Raw genomic sequence first — 18,491 nt, 5'->3', positions numbered from 1 at the left:
TTTTGCATCGGTAGCCGCCATTACACATCGAGCATCGATCACACCATCCCCACAACTTCACAAAATATTCAACCGCCGGTTCAACGCCGCACGGTACGTGTCAGCGACGGGCACCATCTTCCGGTTGATGATCAGCGTGCCGCCCTCCATGGTATCGATCTTCCCTACCTGCACGACGAACGAACGGTGCACGCGCAGGAACTTCGACTCCGGCAGTTTGCCTTCCACTTCTTTGAGAGAGGAATGCACGGAATAGAACTTCTCCGCGGTATAGAGTTTCACATAGTCCCCCATCGCTTCGGCATACAGGACATCATCGATCTTCAACCTTCGTACAATGCTGGAATCCCGGATAAAAAGGAATGCATCTTCCTCTATTTTCACTTCCTGCTTCTTACTCCTGAAAATTTCCTTTGCCTTTTCCACCGCCTGCAAAAATCGTGCTGGCGTTACCGGTTTGGTGATGTAGTCAGCCACATTGAGTTCGAAGGCTTCGGCGGCATACTCCTTTTTGGAAGTGGTGAAAATGATTACCGGATTTTTGCTTCCAAGGCTTTTCACGAGTTCGATACCCGTCATGCCTTCCATTTCAATATCGAGCAGCAGCAGGTCCACCGGTTCATCCATGATCTTCCGGTAAGCATCCATCGCATTTTCGCATTCGCCTGTGAGTACCAGGTCACGATCTTGTTTGACAAGTTGCTTCAAAGTGGTACGTGCGATGATGTTATCGTCGATGACCAGGCAATTCATGGGAACAGGCGGTTAGATTGGAGGAAACGGAAACCAATGTAAGGAAAAAAAGATATTGCAAAGACACTTTACCGGCTTTCACCGACTCTTTCTGCCCTTCTGCCTACTCCCTGTTTCCAGGCTTGGGCTCACCCGATAGTTTTGGGTCATTCAAACGCATCAATCACCAAAACATAGCATCACAATGAAAACTTTCATCACATCCGCTATCATCGCCGCAATGGCTGTCGCAGGCGTCCAAACTCAGGCTCAAACCCTTGCCAAAGACGCCAAAAAAGAACACAAAGCAGAAAGAAAAGAGGCCCGGGTGGAAGCCCACGCTGAAAATCGCGGCAATGTAAGTTCACGCTCCAAAGACAGTTTTTATGCCGACTTCGGTCAGCCGTCCGACGTGCAATGGGTAAGAGGCCCGCAGTTCGACGAAGCGACATTCACCAAAGACGGACAAAAACAAACTGCCTATTATGATGGCCGCTTCATGCTGGTGGGCACCACGGCCGACAAAAAATTCGCCGACATTCCTGCTAAGGCCCAGCAAGATATCCGCAAGCACTTCAAAGGTTATGCGATCGGCGCGGTGGTGGAATACAAAGACAATCAGAACAATGACACCAACATGCTCCTCTACGGCACCCAGTTCGACGACGCAGATCACTATTTCGTGACCGTTTCCAAAGGCAAGGAGGCAAATGTGCTGATGGTCAAAACCGATGGGGAAGTATCGTTTTTCAGGAACATCGGCAAATAGCAGGGATCATAACATCCGGTGGAATCACCTCTTCATCAGCGAACAAACGGCCCGGGAGCAATCACCTCCGGGCCGAGTTTTTGTGTCACGTGTGCCAGGACGCTCGACGATGCCTCCTGCTTGTAAGCCTTCCGGGATCTACTTCCCAATGCGCTTAGTCTCTTTCAGTAAACCCAATGCAACCGCATTGTCGGGATCCATCCGCAATGTTTTCATAATATACTTTTCCGCCGCCGCCACATTGGCGAATTTGAGGTAGCCTTCTGCGAGCTGGTTGCTCAGTATTACATTATTACTATCCGTCCCAAATCTCCTTTTCATTTCAACCAGCTGCTGCACAAAGCTATGTAACTCGTTAAGACTAAACCCCGCACTGTTATGGGCCGCTGCGTAGGCTACATAAGGCAATGCCTCTGCCGGTTTGTCCAGTTTCAGAAGTAATACAAAAAGCATTCGCGCACGCTCGAAACTGCTTTCCATGCGGAACGCCTTTGCCAGGTAGCTAACGGCCCGGCCGTTCAGATCGAGCACCGCGCTCAGTTTACCGGCCTGTTCGAAATGCATCGGATTCAACGGATCATCGAGGGCCAGTGCTTCCGCTACACGGAGTATTCCTGCTGTGTCCTTTGAGGCAGCGTAATGCTTTTGCAGCCGTGCCATGGCATCACGCCACGATATTTGTTTGACTACCAGCGCCCCTGCGAGCTTTTCTTCCTCCGTTTTTTCCCGCTTTTCTTCCGCAGGCATCGGGATATTGAACGGCCAGCCTTCCCGGAGGATCATCACTTCATACTCTCCTTTCAGTGAGTCCACAGCCGTAACCGGCATTTGTTTTCGCAAATCTGAAAAAGAGATCTCCCGTGATGGATGCGGGAGCAGGCCTGCGTGTTTCAACCCATTATAAAATGCTTCGGACAGCAACGCATAACCGAACAGATTAGGATGCACATGTTCCAGCAGCGTTTCTTTTCCAAGAATGTTTTGAACAGAATGTTTTTCAAAAACTGCCTTGGAATCGATAACAGTAACACCCTTATACCGGCCTGCTATTTCCCCGATCGCCCCATTCAAAGCTTCCGGGGCGCGGAAACGCAATGCGTCCAGTTCCCTGGCCGTTACCAGTTCCGTTTTGGCAGCAATAGAATCGCCCTTATTGTATTTTTCCATACCGGCCTTATAATGCTCATCTGCCGAATCTCCGTCCTTCCCGGAAATGCTGACAAAGGGTTTCAGGTCTTTTTCATTACTAACCAGATTGCTGATCAGCAACGGTACGTGCCTCTCGCTCATGACCTTCGCCAGTTCGTCTATATTCGCCCTGAATTGGACGACCCCGGCCTGATAAGCTTCCGAGCCGAAGGCGATCTGCTGGTCGGCCGCCATGCGTTTCATCAGGTTTTCGCGCAGGTCGGTCTTTTGTCCAGCTACCATCTCTCCGGCGGCATCCATAGCCGATGCAAGCAGCTGGGTAATCCTGTATTCCCGCAAATGCATGAGCAGGCGTGCCAGAAAGCGGTTGTGACCAATACCCTTCGTGGCTGCTACGCCCATTGCACCGTAATATTCGTTGTGCCCCGTGTAAACCAGCACGGCGTCCGGCTCATAGTCGAGGACCGCTTTGCCAAAATCCAGCACGGTGTACGAGTTGACGGCTGTGAGGGAGAGATTGATGACCTCAAAATCCCGCTCGGGATAAGTATGCATGAGCCGGTATTGCAACCAGCGGTGGAACGAGCCGTTGTTCATGTAGGGATAGCCAATAGTCGTCGACTCGCCCAATACGAAAATGCGCATGGTGCCGGGAGACTTCTTTGCCGGAAAGGACTCGGAATTGCCGAAAGTCGCATTCTTTTGATTTGAGAAATAGCGCTTGGACGCGTGTTGGTTCAAGACCAGATAACCTTTCCGGCCTGGGTCAGCGGCAAATACACTTAAATCGTGGCCGAAGCCAAACAGTCGCAATGCCCCTTCCAGTACGATCAGCACCAGAAAGGGCATTAACACGGCAATGATCTTAAAAAGAAACTGGCGTTTATGGTTCATTCGCGCGATTGATGATGTTGTATGGCCGACCGCTTTCCGGTGCTCTAAGGCCGGATGATCGTCCCGTCAAATTTACGAACCTGCCAGTTTGATTTTGTGCCTATCGGATATTTAGCCGCTTCTTTTTCGTCGATATCCACGCCCAGTCCCGGTACTTCATTTACCGACATATAGCCGTCCTTCATCGTGGGACAGCCCTTGAAAATAGCCTGCGTTTTATCATTGAAACTCACGGCTTCCTGAATACCGAAATTCCAGACCGCGAGGTCGACGTGCGCGTGCGCCGCGTGACCCACGGGAGAAACATCCCCCGGCCCATGCCAGGCCGTTTTGATATTGAACCATTCCCCCAGTCGCGCCACCTTCATCGCCGGTGTAATGCCGCCGATCTGTGACACATGGCAACGGATGTAGTCGAACCACTGGTTCGCCATCGGATCACGGAATTCATTGATGTTGTTGAAAAGTTCGCCCATTGCGATGGGTACCGTGGTGCTCTGCCGCAGCTGTTTGAACCAGCCCATATTTTCGGGTGAAAACGGATCCTCTATAAAGAAGGGGCGGTATTCTTCCAACGCACGGATCATATTGATGGCATCCATCGGCTGCACGCGCTCATGAATATCATGAAGCAATTCTATTTCCTCTCCACATTTCTTACGCACCGCTTCAAATAGCCTGGGTACCGATTTCAGATAGGCCCTTTCGTTCATGTAATTGTCAGTAGCACCGCCGAAGCCCGCCGCCTTGAAATCCGGCTTCTGCTCTGTGGCCCCCACAGCACCGTATCCACCCTGCTGAATGCGGATGTATTTGAAACCGCGGTCCATAATGCGTTGTACATCTTCTGCCACAGTCTCCGGCGTATTGCCGTTGGCGTGGGTGTAACACGGGATCGCGAAACGCGCCTTACCTCCCAGCAACTGGTATACCGGCATTCCGGCGCGCTTGCCTTTGATGTCCCATAGTGCCTCGTCCAGCCCGCTCAATGCATTGTTCAGTACCGGACCGTTCCGCCAGTAGGAACTCACGTACGTCGACTGCCACATGTCCTCGATATTATCGACGTCCTTGCCGACGCAGAATTCGTTAAGATACGTATCGATGGCCGTCACCACCGCCACGGCACGCTGGGTAAATGTGGCGCAGCCAAGACCGTACAACCCGGGCTCGGTCGTTTCCACCTTTACCACAATAAGGTTCGATCCCTGGGGCGCGGTGGCGATGGCTTTCACGCTTTTGATTTTCACGGGGGCCAATCCCTTCGCATACGCGGGTGTCATATAATGCTCGCGTGGGTCTCCACCCCGGGCGTAAGCACGGTCGGCCGCGCCAAGGAAACCCAGTATTCCGGCGGCCGATCCGGCACTGAGCATTTTCAATGCATTACGGCGGCTTTCATCAGGCTCAAAGCTATTTTTCTTCATGAGTTTTTGGATTAGGATTCAATTGGTTAAAAGGTCAGGAAATGGTTATGGGTCAGGAATAGTCATTCAATACGGTTAATGATTCAATAATCGGTTTCAGGAGACCGCTGCCTCCGCCCGGCGGACCAGTTCAGCACAAAAGCCATCCGGCCAGGCGATCAGCTGCCCCCCACTGCCCATGATCAGGAAAACGGCAGGATCACGCGGCGAACCCATTCGCTGATACACGATTTCAATTTTTGATGGACCTGCACGAAGGGCTTTTTCTTCTTTCATCATGATAGTTTAAGGTTAATTCGGGCACGAATATATGCGAACAAAAATCTACTAATTACCTGTAAATCAATATTTTAATATATATTTTACCACTAACAATAAGTCCAATCGCACATCGTTTTTCATGGGGGAAAGCGCTCACTGAAATCACCTCCGAAAACATTCCGCATTTTGAAAAACTACAGGTTTGGGGCACATGATCAGGGCAACGCAAATGCCATGTATTTTCCTCCTGGCTTATGGCCGTTTTTTGCACCGCCTGCCGCTATCACCACATATTGTTTCCCATTGACCATGTAAGTAGCCGGCGTTGCGAAGCCGCCCGCGGGCAGCTGATACTCCCATATTGTCTTCCCCGTTTTTCGGTCAAATGCGCGAATGCGCTCATCTTTAGTTGCTGCGATAAATACCAATCCACCAGCTGTAACAATTGGTCCGCCGTAATTTTCAGTTCCTGTAATGGGTATGCCCTTTTTAGTTAACTCAGGGAACTCACCCAATGGCACACGCCAGAGGTATTCGCCGGTGTTGAGGTCGATGGCGTTGAGCGTTCCCCAGGGCGGTTTGATCGCCGGATAGCCATCGGGATCGAAGAAACGCGTCCAGCCATTGTTGATGTAAGGCGGTATGTACGGAAAATCACTCTGCGGCCTGGTAACCGGCGCTTCGCCTGAACCATGATTTTCAGAACAGCCATGGTCTTATTTTCCTTATTCAAAAGAAAGTCGACCAGTTCCTGCCTCTCCTTCTCCGAAACATGCTGGAATGAAGGCATCCGCCCCCGCCCGCTTTTGATGATGTTGCCGATCTCATCGCGGCTCAGCTTGCTGCTTACCTGCGCGAGGCTGGGGTACTCCTGTCCGCTCCCCTGCCGGTCGGCACGATGGCACGCCGCGCAGTTGCGCATGTACACGAGCTGGCCGGGCGATGCCCCTGCTTTCCGCGGACCGCTGTAATCCATCATTTTGAGGTCCCACACCATCTCGTTCGAATTCTGGTAAAGGATCCCATCCGGATCGGCCGCATTGCCACCCCATTCGGCACCACCCCCAATGCCCAGGTAAAGACTTCCTTCCTTGCTCGGCGGCATGTATTTGTTACACGAACGGGTCTGGGCAAATTTCTCTTTCACAAATGCATGCGCCTCGGGCGTACGGTCGGTGATTTCGTCCAAAGTAAAAACCTGACGGGCAAAAGGTGCGGGTTTCAACGGGTAAGGCTGTGTGGGCCAGGGACGCTCCCCGGGAAGTTGGTAATCTGCCCAAGCTGAGCGTTCTTCTACCGGAAACAATGGTGTACCGGTATCCCGGTCCAGCAAAAAGAGCAACCCATCCTTTGTCGCCTGCGCTACCGCATCGACCTTCTTGCCCTTGCGTTTGACCGTGATAAGGTTAGGCTGGCATGAAATGTCCCGGTCCCAGAGATCATGGTGTACCGTTTGATAGTACCAGTTCATCCTGCCGGTTTCTGCATTCAGGGAAATCACGCAATTGGCATACAAATTCTTCCCCGCCCGGTCGGCCCCGTAAAAATCCACCGATGGTGAACCCGTACCGAAATACACCGCACCTCGTTTTTCATCCAGCACCATGCCAGCCCAGTTGTTGGCACCTCCAATACGTTTCCAGGCATTTTCCGGCCACGTATCATGTCCGGGTTCACCGGGTTCCGGCACAGTATGAAAAGTCCATTTGAGCTTCCCGGTACGGATATCGAATGCGCGGATATGGCCAGGCGCCGCATCCCCATACTCGGATACGCGCGAGCCAATCACCAGGATGTCTTTGTAAATCACGCCCGGCGACGTCGCATCGACCGAAAGTTTATCGCTCCCACGCCCGGGACGACCGGTGACTCCCTCGCTCAGATCCACCTTCCCACCGTTTCCAAATGTTTCCACCAGCCGCCCGCCCGCAGCATCCACCGCAAACAGCTGGTTCCCTGCCGTGTAGAGTATGCGCTTATCTTGTCCGCTTTCCCAGTACATAACACCCCGGCTCACATGGAAACGCGGCGTACCATCCTTGAAGGGATCGAACCGCCAAAGCTCCTCACCGGTATCCGCCCGCAATGCAAAAAGGCTCAAATGCGGCGTCGTTCCGTACAGGATACCTTTTACAATAATCGGCTGGCACTGGATTTCCATCGGCCGCCGCGGGGCCGCAACACCTTCCGGAAGCTTCGAGGCATCATATTCCCAGGCTACCCGGAGTTGTTTCACATTGTTCAGATTGATCTGCGTTAATGGCGAATAGCGATTACCCGCCTTGTTCCCTCCATAAGCGACCCAATCTGTATTGCGGCCGTCCTCGCCCGACCGCGTGCCCGCCAGCGTGACAAGCACCACGCAAATACCCAGCCAATGCCAAAACCGCGCATACGGCCCGGCACTTTCGTGTTGGTTGGCATTCATGAAATAGCAATTTTGGTTTAGGTAAAACAGACCTAAATGTCAGTATTACCAATATTGCGACGTTCCGCGCCTCAACTGTAAGGCCGCGGAGCACCGTAATATTGGTCGATAATTCAGCAATGAAAACAGGGAGTGCAGCGCACCGTAGTAACCTGCTGTGATAAAGCAAAAACCTCAGGAGGTATTGATTTTTTAGGCATGCTATTTAACCCTCAGGTCGACATTCGTTCAGAATGATCTACTTCAACGTTATCACATATCGCTTCAAGCATCCGCCAATGCCCCCTTAGACTGCCGCCATCAATACCCCGGGTTCTGCCGCATGTTTACATTCGACGTGATTTCATTGATCGGGATCGGCTGGGCATAGTCGGTCGGATCCCATTGAATGGTTCCGCCGCGAATACGCTGGTAATAAGCCGCTTCCTTGTCGCCGATCTGCCAGCGACGGACATCGAGCCACCAATGCCCCTCGGCAAAGAGTTCTGCCCAGCGCTCATATTTGAGCGGGTCGTTTTTCAGGACGGCGTCGCTCGCTTTCGTCTGGTCGGTGAGACTTTTGTAATCCACCGCCGACGGTGCATTGACCGGCAGCCCGTAAGCTCGCCGCTTCACCTTGTTGATGTATTCCAAAGCCATGGCGTTATCTCCCGACTTCGCCAGCGTTTCCGCGTAGAGCAAATAAATATCGGCCAGCCTCAGCCAGGGAATATTGGCTCCGCTCGACATATTGATCTCCGCTTCAGTACCGGTCGGATTGGTAAATTTCCGAAAGCTCCATGCCTCCATGTCCAGTTCACTAATGTCCAGATAGTGCGAAATCGGGCGTTTTTTACCACTAACGATCATCGAATCCACATATGGCTGGTAACAGGCCACCCACAGGCGCGGGTCCACGGTTTGTTTCTTCCGGGCTTCCACAGAACGGGTAATGTAAGCGGGATCTACATTCGCAATGTTCGCGCTCGTCGTTCCGGGTTTGAAATAATGCCCTTCATTGAACCCGAACCGTGCGATATTTTTGGCATGCGGAAACACATTGGACCATGCCGAAGCCGCTTGTCCGCCATTGTCGCTTACATAGGTCGGCGCGATCACCATCCCGATGCTCGATCCCATCGACTGGTCGTCACCTCCCCGGGCGGTCATGTCTACATTCAGGTTGATCTCGAAAAGCGATTCGGAGGTAAACTCGTTTTTACCATTGAACATGTCTTTATAAACATCGAACGAAACCAGTGACTTGCCGCTGTTGGTTACCACATCGCCGAGATACGTCTTCGCATTGGTCCAATCCGCCTGATAGGCGTATATTTTACCTAAAAAGCCTTTTACAGCCCAACCGGAAACTTTGTATTTGTCAGTCGCACCGGTCCAGTTCGCACCTTTGAGGAGTGTCTCCGCTTGTTTGAGATCCCCGATAATGAAGTCCCAGCCTTCCTTCACCGTCTTGCGCGGCACTTGTGTCTCATCCAACCCGGAAGCCACCTCGGTAATGATCGGAATCCCCATTTTGGCCCCATCCGTACCCGCATTAAAACCTTCTCCCCAGGTAGTGATCAGATAGAAATAATACCACGCCCGAAGGAATAATGCCTGCCCCTTGATCAGATCGACTGTCGCGCCATCCTGAGGTGCCTTCTGGCGGTAGGCTTCGGCACCGGCCAGCAATGTGTTCGCACGCTGAACACCGCGCCACAGTTCGCGCCAGTTGTCGTAGAGGAAGCTATCGTTGGGCTGCGAATTGTTCTGCCCCATCTGGATCCAGGTGGGCGTTCCCTGCCAGCTCAGATCGGTGGTATGATCCCAGAGGAAGGCATTTTTCGCCAGCATCGTGTGACCAAACAAGCCCGTAGCATGCTGGGTAGCGTAAACGCCTGTCAGCAACTGTTCAAGATCCGCCACCGATGCCGGGTATTGCGACGGTGCAAGTGCTCCCGGATTTTCGACATTTACAAAGTCGTCGCTGCATGACGCCATTCCGGTCAGCACAAAGAGCAGGAGAAGTTTTTGAAATATTTTCATAGCCTTGCTAGCTGTTAAAATCGTTTAGAAATTCAGATCGATACCCATTGAAATGAGTCTCGTGCGTGGATAGGAATAAATGGTATCCAGTCCGCGTGCCGTAGTGCCATTGCGTCCCAGCACTTCGGGGTCCAATCCGGAATACTTTGTGAATGTCAGCAGGTTCTGCCCCTGGAAATAGATCCGCAAACCGCTCATTTTCCATTGCTTCACCAGCGCGGATGGCAAGGTATACCCTACCTGAAGGTTCCGCAGTTTCAGGAAAGAGCCATTCTCCACCACGAATGAGGAAATACGGGTATAGTTCGAATTCGGGTCGCGCACGTAGTTGCCCGATGCGTCGGTCGTTCCTACTCTTGGTTGGTCTGTAAGGCCATTTCCATTGAAAAAGGAAGTATTGAAAATATCCCTGGTCGTGTTATAATCTCCTACAAAGAACTGGGTGTAGTATTTGTTTCCGTTAAATACGTCCACACCCTGAACACCCTGGAACATCGCCTGTAAATCAATGCCTTTCCAGCCGAGATTGAGGGAGAAGCCGTAGGTCATTTTCGGCCAGGGGTTACCAATGTAAGTCTTGTCATCGATGGTAATGCGGCCATCACCATTCACATCGCGGAACCGGAGGTCACCCGCGCCGGTACCCGCATTCTGATAGAAAACGCCGGTGGTAGGTTTGCCGGCGGCTGCGGCGGCTTCCTGTGCTTTCTGGTTCAGCGAGGCTACGTCGGCATCGTTTCGGAAGAGGCCTTCGACGATATAGCCGTAAAACTGGCTCAACGGCTTACCCGCCTGCGTGCGCGTTACGGTACTTTCCAGGTAATCACCCGCGGCACCGTCGTTGATCGGATTATTGTTCGTGCCGCTCAGCTGTTTCACAAGGTTGCGGTTGAATGCCGCATTGGCGCTGATGGAATAGGTAAAGTCTTTGACCTTGCCGCGGTAGTCCACAGCCAGTTCAAGCCCCTTGTTGCTCATCTGACCAATGTTTGTAAACACGCCGCTGGTTCCATAGAAGCCCGCCGAGACCGGCACAGGAACCTGGTAGATCATGTCCTGGGTCTGGCGGCTGTACCAGTCGGCGGTGATGTTCAATGCATTCTTGAACAAGCCCAGGTCCAGGCCGATGTCCGTCTGGTTCACCTGCTCCCATTTGATATTCTGATTCGGCAACTGGGCCGTCAATGCATACCCTTTGGACCGGCTGCCATCCGGAAGCCCGAGGATGTTGGTCCCGCCACTCCCTCCGAAAGAAGACTGGTAGGTGTATTGCGGAATGCTGCTGGTACTGCCGAGCTTCCCATAGCTGGCACGTAGTTTCAGGTTCGAAACCTGGGAGAAATTATCCCTCACGAATGCTTCCTCGCTCATTTTCCAGCCAACGGAGAATGAGGGGAACACCCCCCATTTGTTCGCGGGCCCAAAGCGATCGGAACCGTCTCGGCGGACGTTGGCAGTAAACAGGTACCGGTCCGCAAACGTATAATTGATACGCCCGAATTGAGACAGCAGTCTGGTCTGCGGGAATTCCCCACCGCTTGCCTTGTAAGTACTTGGATTGGTCGTCATCCCGAGGTTGTAAGTAATTACCTGAAAACCCTGTGCTTCGCCGTGCAGATTGCTCAGATCCGATTGGTAGGCTTCGTAACCGGCCATGGCCTTGATCTCGTGACGGCCGAACATTTTGTTGTAGGTCAAAACGAAGTTTGCGGTCAGGTTGCGGGAATTATTGAGGTCGCGGCTCAGGAATGCATTGAGGTTTTTGAGCGTGCCAAAATCATAGGCTTCGGTAAACTTATAGTTCGCCGCACTGTAAATCGACGCCCCGAAAGTCGACCTGAAATTCAAGCCTTTCACGATTTCCCAGTCTGCATAGATATTCCCTTCCAATGCATACTGGATATTCTTGGCGTGGTTGATATACTCGTTTCCCACGAGGTTGGGGCCGGTGAAAAAAGTACCGGTCTTGGCCCAGCCGCCTACGGGGTTGGTAGGGTCGTACACCGGTATTAATGGCGCCGAACGGAACGGAAATGTGCTGGTTTGCACCGGATTGTTGCCTGTGCGCCAGCCATACAGCGTTTCTCCTACTTTCAGGCGGTTGTTGATCTTGAAATCCGCATTGGAACGGATGCCATACCGCTCGAACCAGTTGTCGATGATGGTACCGCCTTCGCGCTGGTAGTTGGCGGAGAGGTAATAGTTGGTTTTGGCAGTTGCCCCGGAAAGGGAGAGCGAATAGCTCTGATCGCTGCCATTGCGGTAGATCTGATCCGCCCAGTCATTGTCAGGCAAAGTCGCCGGATCGCCCCAACCGCTGGTATTTACCCCCGAAGCCGCCTTGGCTTTGATGTAATCCGGCGTATTGAGCATGCTGTAAAGGTTGCGGGGCTGGCGTACACCATAATAGGCATTGAAATTGATATTCATTTTATCAGAACCAGCGACGCCTCGTTTCGTGGTCACGAGCACCACACCACCCGCCGCCTGCGCACCATAAATGGCCGCCGCACTGGCATCTTTCAGTATTTCAATCGATTCGACGTCCTGCAAATTGAAGTTGTTACCTGCCGACATCCGGATTCCGTCCACGATGTAGAGCGGCGCCATTCCGCCGATGGAGCCTACCCCGCGGATCACGATATCGGCACCTCCGCCCGGCGAACCGTCGGTACGGGTCACCTGCACACCCGCCGCACGCCCCTGCAACGCCTCATTCACGCTGCGTACGGGAAGGCTTTTGATATCCTCCGCCTTCACAGACGATACCGATCCGGTGAGGTCGGAGCGCTTCTGGGTGCCATAGCCCACTACCACCACTTCTTCCAGTGCCTTGTTATCGATCTTCAAAGTGACGTCAATCTGGCTCCGTCTTCCGACGATCAGTTCCTGGGAAGTAAAGCCTACGAACGAGAACGTCAGCACGGCGTCTGCATCGGTAATATCGATATTGAAAGTTCCTTTCTCGTCGGTGGAAGTCCCGCGCTGAGTACCTTTCTGGATCACATTCACCCCCGCCAGCGGCTCGCCTTTTTCGTCGGTCACCTTTCCACTGACGCTGATGTCGAAGATGGTCTGAAGGTTTACCTTTTTACGCATCAGTTCCGTCATGCGGTCTTTCAATACCGGGTCGGACATAAATGCGAAGGGCTCCCGGAGGCTCGCCTGCTCCCTGGTTTTGCGGGGTTGCTCCTTCTTCCTTTTAACGATAATGGTCTTGTCCACAATGTTGTAGGTCAATGGCTGCCCGGCAAAACAGGCGTCCAGCACTTCCTTCAAAGGGGCGTTGGTGACGTTAATGCTGACCTTGTCGGCCTGGCCGAGCATATCCAGGTCGCAGATAAAGAGGTAGCCCGTCTGCTTCCGCACGGTTTTGAGCACCTCCAACAGCGTCGCATCCTTCTTTTTAAAGGACACCTGCTGGGCGAAGGTATCTTCTGCGAGCACCTGTAACGTACCAATCAATAATATGAATACGGTCAATTTCATCGTCAGGAGGACTTTACCAAAGTCGATTCGTTGTTTGACGGCGCACGCTCTCTCTCTATAACGCATAAGTATATACGCCACCCAAGAGGCAGTTTTGCCCTTGTATACAAATTTCATAGTTTTGTATGCTTGATTAAAGTGAATGTATCGTTGTCCAATGATCTCAGGACTAATCAGGTCAGGCCGGGTGCGGTCGCAACGCATCCGGTCTTTTCAGATCAACCCTTCTCAACTGTCGTCAGGAAGAATTCAGGGATTTCATGGTATATCAGGGTTAAGTTGAAGGTATTGATCAGTCTGTATTTCTCACGGTTATTCGCCGGTCGTCAATCCGAAACTGGATGCCGCCCGTCAGTTCGAGCATTTTGAGCACTTCCGACACATTGTTTTTCCGGGAGATCGTTCCGGCAAATGATTTTCTTTCGACATTCCCCTCGTATTTCACGTCCAGGTCGTACCACCGCGAAATCTGCCTCATGATTTCCCGAATGTTGCCATTAAACTCAAAACGGCCTTCTTTCCAGGCTACCACGCTTTCTGCGTCGACGGTTTTCACTGCGATATCCGGCACCGACTCACCCGTAGCCACTCTCGCCTGCTGACCGGGCGCCAGCACTTTCGTTACCTCATTCTTCTTCACACGTACTGAACCTTCCAGTAAGGTGGTTTGCATCGTGGGCTCGTCACCGTAGGAGCTGATGTTGAAATGCGTGCCCAATACTGTGATTTCCATATCCTTTCCATTTCGCTCCCGATCCGTGACACGCACCTGGAAAGGTTTGCTTTTATCAGGTTCTATCTCGAAGTACACTTCACCTGTCATTTCTACATCGCGGTGCGGTCCTGAAAATGCAGTCGGATATTTCAGGCTCGATCCGGCATTAAGCCAGGCTCGCGACCCGTCTGGCAGCACGATTTTATATTGACCGCCGAGAGGCGTTTTCAATACATTGAATGCTATGGTCGCATCTTTGCCCGACGATTGCCCGTAGGTGATCTCCCCTTTCGATTTATTGATCTTCGTGCCGGGCTGGCCCGAAAGATTGCCCTCGGTAATGGTGGTCAGGTCGTAGGTATGCCCGTCGGCAAGGGTCAGGCTTGCCTTGTTGCCGCCTGCCGGCACGTCGTCGCCATACACGCTGCTCAGCGTTGCCACCGGTGCCACCGCTTTGGGAACGTTGGACCATTTGTATCCGCCATACAGGAGCAGCAACGCCACCGACGCCGCTGCAAGCCTGAAAAGCCACATCGGACGCACCCGGGTTTCGTCCTGTTCCGCCTCTCGGGTGTCGGGCGGAGCGGGTTGCGACGTCGCCGAGAAAATGGAGCTGAGAATATCGTCCGCCGTTTCGGCAGACAGCTTTTGTCCCGAATCGTCGCTGCGTATGAATTGGTCGATCAGGCCGTTGATCTGCTCCCGGTTCTCGTCCGCCAGCAACATGGTCATGAGCTCTTCCCGTTCGTCGTCGGTTATTTTTTTCTCACAATACCGGAAAAACAAATCGTCCAGGCGTTGATTTTGCATAGATAGTCAGGATTACGGCCGCGCAGTACCGGTGCTTCAACCATAAAGACTCCTGCCAGCGACTTACGGGGGACAATGAGACAAAAAAAAGTTTTTAATTTAATTTAACAGGAAAAACAGCAGCCAGGAAATGGTGAGGTCCAGCCTCAGCTTGCTGTAAGCACGGATGTGGCGCAATGCGCGGGCGAGATGTGTTTTGACGGTTTCTGACGAAATACGCAGCGTTTTGGCAATCTCCTCACGCTTCAGTTCCTGCTCCTTGCTCATCAGGTAGATCTGTTTCTGCTGCGCGGGAAGCAGTTCCACAGCCTGGTGCAGAATCTCTTCGATTTCCAGGTCCATCATCCGGTTATAGGTCGTGTCCTCGGCGGAGGGAAGTTCCAGTTGCAGGTCGTCCACGAGCTGCTGTTGCCGCGCCATTCTTTTCAGAGTCGAAAAAACATGGTTACGGGTCATGATGAACAGGTAATCTTCAAAGCAGGCGATTGCGACAAGGCTTTCCCTTTTGACCCACAGCTTCAAAAAAATATCCTGAACAACCTCCTCGGCCTGGAATGTGGAATGCGTAAGACGTAATGCTACCGAATAAATTTTGTCGCGATACCAATGAAACAGCGCGGCAAACGCCGTATCGCTACCGGCCGCGATTTGGGTCAGAAGCTCCGCCTCGTTATGTAACGCTTCGATTTTCAATGGTTTTCAGAAAAGATCCGGCAAAACTAGTAGATAAACGGCGAGAATATAAAAATATAACTATAAAATGTCAATATTTTAAAAGCGGACGTTGCACGAAAAGTCACTTGTGCATAAAAAATGGGCTGCGGGCACTTCCTGAAATTCTGGAAGCCCCGCAGCCCGGAGTAGCATGTGTTGGTGTTTTCACCAACCTCTGACGTTATTTCAACTTATTTGGTAAGCAACTTCTTCATTTTGTGGTAAATCTCGGTATTCTCGTAAACGCCGCGAAAATCCAGCGAATGGGGACCATACGCAAACACCGGCACCATAATGCCCGTGTGGTCGCCTGTACTGAAGTGCCCGTCGACATAGCCCGATTTCAGGTTGCCATCCAGCAATGTGAGACCACCCGTCTCGTGATCTGCGGTGACGATCACCAGTGTTTCGCCATTGGAATCTGCAAAACGCAGCGCCTCGCCTACCAGTTTGTCGAAATCCAGCATTTCCGTCACTACGTACGGAACTATGTTGGCATGGCCGCCGTAATCCACCTGTGCGCCCTCAGCCATCATAAAAAAGCCTTTGGGGTTCGATTGAAGGGATTGCAGTGCTTTTTGAAATGAATCTTTCAGAAAATCCCCCCGGCCATGAAGCATGGAAACGACATGCTTGTCATCCAGCAAAACGAACGGGGCCTTCATACCAGCAAGCTCTTTCCAGTCATTGGAGACCTGGAAGCCGCGTGCTTTCAGCGAATCAGCTGTTTTGGTTTTGGCAAAATGGCTATACCCGCCACCGATGAGCACGTCCACCGGCTCTTTCAGATAATCCGTTGCGATCTCGTCCATCATGCTGCGTTCGGGACGATGGGCGTAGAAGCAGGCCGGTGTTGCATCGGTAATGTCGCCCGCCGAGATCAGCGCGGCCTTCCGGCCCGATGCCTTTACCTGCCGGATGATCGAAGGAACGGCAACGAGGTTCGAGTCTACCCCAATGGCCCGGTTGCGGGTCTTGTTACCCGTTGCAAATGCGGTGGCCCCTGCGGCGGAATCGGTAATGTAATTGTCGGAAGATGCCGTCTTCGAAAAACCGATATTCAGGAAACGGCCCAGGTTCAGCTGTCCGCGGTTCGCCGTGAGCCCGGAATGGATCTGCGCCAGCCCCATCCCATCCCCTATCAGCAATATAATGTTTTTCACCTTGCCCATGGCATCATTGTTCTTATACGTCGGCTGGTAGGGCTGGTAAGCTTCCTTACCTTGGTACTCCGCATTTTTTCGGTTAGCCAGGAAGGCTCCCAGCTCGGCCACATGGTCGGTATTGACGTAATCTACTCCCAGGCTCATCAGGATCTTCCAGGCATTGATATTATCCGGGCTCGCCCAGAAACGGAACGGCTTACCCAAGGCATGAGCCGCGGCGATCACATCCTGAATGGCTTTCCGGTCCTTTTCTACCGGGATACCCTTGCCATTCCATTGCGAATAACGATGAAAATCCTGACTGATCATGCCCAGGCGCTGTGCCTGCGCGGGGGTGTAGGTAATGCCCGGCCTACCGTCGAAAAAGATGAATGCAGGATATTGCTCAAACTGTCCGGGGGCAGGTGTATCGCCACTCACGACCACTTTGACAGTGCCTTTCGGGAGCAGTAGTTCCTGATAGGGGCTTAATGCCCTGACTAATGCCAGCAAAGTCGGTTGTGAAGCCGTTTTCAGATCGACAAGCAGCGTCATTACCCGACTTTTGTCTTGATAAATGCTGCCCTGATTTTTACCGACCTGCTTTGCAATCTGCTGCAAATAGAGCTTATCAAAAGTGCGGTCGGCGCTGATGTCCTTCGCGTCGTGCGCGACAAACAGGGTGTCGTTACGCAAATGCACATCGGCTTCCACCGAACCAAACTGATTCTGATAAGCCAGCGCGAATGGCGCGGCCTGCATGTAATCATTATGCGAATGCGCGCGATTCAGCGGGTTTTCGGTATTGGTCTGGGCAGAAGCGGCACAAGGTAAAAGTGCAAAAAGGGGAAGTAATGGTCGGAAAAACTTTTTCATAAAAAATGCGTTGCCGGCAGGCTGATTGGATGGTTGTGACCGGCGAATGCCGCAAATATCCGTTTAAATGACGTTCGGCAGTCGCATAATGCCCTGATCATAACAATAATTTAAAACGCGGACAGCATACCGCATCGCTTACTCGCTAAACCACCGCGCCTTGTACACATGCAGGTCCGGGAATGCGAATACGCGCGCCGGGTTGTGAAACCGGACATGAAACGTCCACCAGCTTTCTTCCGGGACTGTGTAAATGTACTGTCCTGCCCGGTTACGGCCCAGGCTCTTGATATTTTCCCCGTCCGGGAAGCTTTCAATCTTTTTGAATTGCCCCGTTACCAGTTCAAAGCGCCACGTTCCATGGTGTTCGGTCACGAAGAGATCGCCGTTGTCGCCCGCGGGCTGCAGTTCATGGCCGCCTATGCCTGGTATTTTCCAGTGGGCTACCATTTTCAGACTGTTTTTAGAGATAATCTTGTATTCGCGCAACACATCGTAACCCAATGCAAAAAGACTTTTCCGCTTTTCGTTCCAGACAAGGCCATGTGCGGAATACAGGCTGTCGGTATACAACGGCTTATCGGGCTGACCGGCGCTGAAAAGCATGATTTTGTTACCTGTTTTGTGGGTAGAAGCCGCAGCGGCAATGAGGTTATCGGGCAGCAGTGCGATTGAATGCGCGTTAGGGACAGCCGCGTGGAAGACCACTTTTTTGTCGGATACATTGACAATGGCTATCGCCCCGCCGGAAGACGATACCAGCAATTGCTTACCGCCCCGGATGGGTTTACAGTCATCCATGGTGTTGAACATTTTCGTGCGGAATTGCTCGGGCAGATCCATCGCTGCGTGCGCGTCCCATGACCACGCCACCGAAGGAATGCTGTCTTTAGACTGGTTGTAGTCCACCATCAGCACCTTGCTGTCGCCGCAGACGAGGAACGATTTCTTCGATTGGGAGAATACCGGGTTCAGGGAAAACAACAGGAATACGAGCGTTCGGCCTGTTTTAAAATTTGTCATAAGGGTTATTGGTCAGTTTTAAATAAGGCAATTT

At 52.2% G+C, this 18,491-nt stretch carries 13 protein-coding genes; 1 reads left to right on the top strand and 12 read right to left on the bottom strand.

The window, feature by feature from the left end; translation table 11 throughout:
- Positions 1 to 57 precede the first annotated feature (57 nt).
- Positions 58 to 753, bottom strand: a complete 696-nt coding sequence (locus BP71_RS02940; RefSeq protein ID WP_496376427.1) for a LytR/AlgR family response regulator transcription factor — start codon at positions 751 to 753, stop codon at positions 58 to 60.
- 184 nt (positions 754 to 937) lie between these two features.
- Between BP71_RS02940 and BP71_RS02935 the strand changes: the two genes are divergently transcribed.
- Positions 938 to 1,501, top strand: a complete 564-nt coding sequence (locus BP71_RS02935; RefSeq protein WP_496376425.1) for a hypothetical protein — start codon at positions 938 to 940, stop codon at positions 1,499 to 1,501.
- A 138-nt stretch (positions 1,502 to 1,639) separates the two neighbouring features.
- On the opposite strand, the gene BP71_RS02930 is transcribed toward BP71_RS02935, so the two are convergent.
- From BP71_RS02930 to BP71_RS02880, 11 genes are all read right to left on the bottom strand, one after another.
- Positions 1,640 to 3,544, bottom strand: a complete 1,905-nt coding sequence (locus tag BP71_RS02930; protein ID WP_496376423.1) for an SGNH/GDSL hydrolase family protein — start codon at positions 3,542 to 3,544, stop codon at positions 1,640 to 1,642.
- Between the two features lie 44 nt (positions 3,545 to 3,588).
- Entirely contained in the window at positions 3,589 to 4,971 is a 1,383-nt protein-coding gene (locus tag BP71_RS02925) for an enolase C-terminal domain-like protein (RefSeq protein ID WP_496376421.1), read from the bottom strand.
- 96 nt (positions 4,972 to 5,067) lie between these two features.
- On the bottom strand, positions 5,068 to 5,250 hold the full coding sequence (locus BP71_RS02920) for a hypothetical protein (protein WP_496376419.1): 183 nt from the start codon (positions 5,248 to 5,250) through the stop codon (positions 5,068 to 5,070).
- A 197-nt stretch (positions 5,251 to 5,447) separates the two neighbouring features.
- A complete protein-coding gene (locus tag BP71_RS02915) occupies positions 5,448 to 5,816 on the bottom strand; it encodes an outer membrane protein assembly factor BamB family protein (RefSeq protein ID WP_496377742.1) in 369 nt (122 codons plus the stop codon).
- Entirely contained in the window at positions 5,726 to 7,660 is a 1,935-nt protein-coding gene (locus BP71_RS02910; RefSeq protein WP_496376417.1) for a c-type cytochrome, read from the bottom strand. The genes BP71_RS02915 and BP71_RS02910 overlap by 91 nt, the downstream gene beginning before the upstream one ends.
- A gap of 300 nt (positions 7,661 to 7,960) precedes the next feature.
- Positions 7,961 to 9,685 carry a RagB/SusD family nutrient uptake outer membrane protein gene (locus tag BP71_RS02905; RefSeq protein ID WP_496376415.1) on the bottom strand — a complete coding sequence of 575 codons (1,725 nt, stop codon included), beginning with the start codon at positions 9,683 to 9,685 and terminating at the stop codon, positions 7,961 to 7,963.
- 24 nt (positions 9,686 to 9,709) lie between these two features.
- Positions 9,710 to 13,291: a TonB-dependent receptor gene (locus tag BP71_RS02900; RefSeq protein WP_496376413.1), complete on the bottom strand. Its 3,582-nt coding sequence runs from the start codon at positions 13,289 to 13,291 to the stop codon at positions 9,710 to 9,712.
- A gap of 175 nt (positions 13,292 to 13,466) precedes the next feature.
- Complete coding sequence (locus tag BP71_RS02895) at positions 13,467 to 14,699, bottom strand: FecR family protein (RefSeq protein ID WP_496376411.1); 1,233 nt, start codon at positions 14,697 to 14,699, stop codon at positions 13,467 to 13,469.
- Between the two features lie 99 nt (positions 14,700 to 14,798).
- The gene (locus tag BP71_RS02890; RefSeq protein WP_496376409.1) at positions 14,799 to 15,392 is read right to left on the bottom strand and encodes an RNA polymerase sigma factor; all 594 of its coding nucleotides are present in this window, start codon (positions 15,390 to 15,392) and stop codon (positions 14,799 to 14,801) included.
- A gap of 212 nt (positions 15,393 to 15,604) precedes the next feature.
- Positions 15,605 to 17,434 (bottom strand): alkaline phosphatase, encoded by a 1,830-nt coding sequence (locus BP71_RS02885; RefSeq protein WP_496376408.1) that lies wholly within the window; start codon positions 17,432 to 17,434, stop codon positions 15,605 to 15,607.
- A 138-nt stretch (positions 17,435 to 17,572) separates the two neighbouring features.
- A complete protein-coding gene (locus BP71_RS02880) occupies positions 17,573 to 18,457 on the bottom strand; it encodes a DUF6528 family protein (protein ID WP_496376406.1) in 885 nt (294 codons plus the stop codon).
- Positions 18,458 to 18,491 lie beyond the last annotated feature (34 nt).

Source organism: Dyadobacter ginsengisoli DSM 21015 (assembly GCF_059568735.1).
The sequence above is the reverse complement of the archived record's forward strand: the minus strand, read 5'-3'. Positions and strand labels throughout refer to the sequence as shown.

Coding starts and splice junctions, on each gene's coding strand:
- BP71_RS02895 (WP_496376411.1), bottom strand. CDS start 14,699: ATGCAAAATCAACGCCTGGACGATTTGTTTTTCCGGTATTGTGAGAAA.
- BP71_RS02885 (WP_496376408.1), bottom strand. CDS start 17,434: ATGAAAAAGTTTTTCCGACCATTACTTCCCCTTTTTGCACTTTTACCT.
- BP71_RS02900 (WP_496376413.1), bottom strand. CDS start 13,291: ATGAAATTTGTATACAAGGGCAAAACTGCCTCTTGGGTGGCGTATATA.
- BP71_RS02930 (WP_496376423.1), bottom strand. CDS start 3,544: ATGAACCATAAACGCCAGTTTCTTTTTAAGATCATTGCCGTGTTAATG.
- BP71_RS02880 (WP_496376406.1), bottom strand. CDS start 18,457: ATGACAAATTTTAAAACAGGCCGAACGCTCGTATTCCTGTTGTTTTCC.
- BP71_RS02910 (WP_496376417.1), bottom strand. CDS start 7,660: ATGAATGCCAACCAACACGAAAGTGCCGGGCCGTATGCGCGGTTTTGG.
- BP71_RS02905 (WP_496376415.1), bottom strand. CDS start 9,685: ATGAAAATATTTCAAAAACTTCTCCTGCTCTTTGTGCTGACCGGAATG.
- BP71_RS02925 (WP_496376421.1), bottom strand. CDS start 4,971: ATGAAGAAAAATAGCTTTGAGCCTGATGAAAGCCGCCGTAATGCATTG.
- BP71_RS02920 (WP_496376419.1), bottom strand. CDS start 5,250: ATGATGAAAGAAGAAAAAGCCCTTCGTGCAGGTCCATCAAAAATTGAA.
- BP71_RS02935 (WP_496376425.1), top strand. CDS start 938: ATGAAAACTTTCATCACATCCGCTATCATCGCCGCAATGGCTGTCGCA.
- BP71_RS02940 (WP_496376427.1), bottom strand. CDS start 753: ATGAATTGCCTGGTCATCGACGATAACATCATCGCACGTACCACTTTG.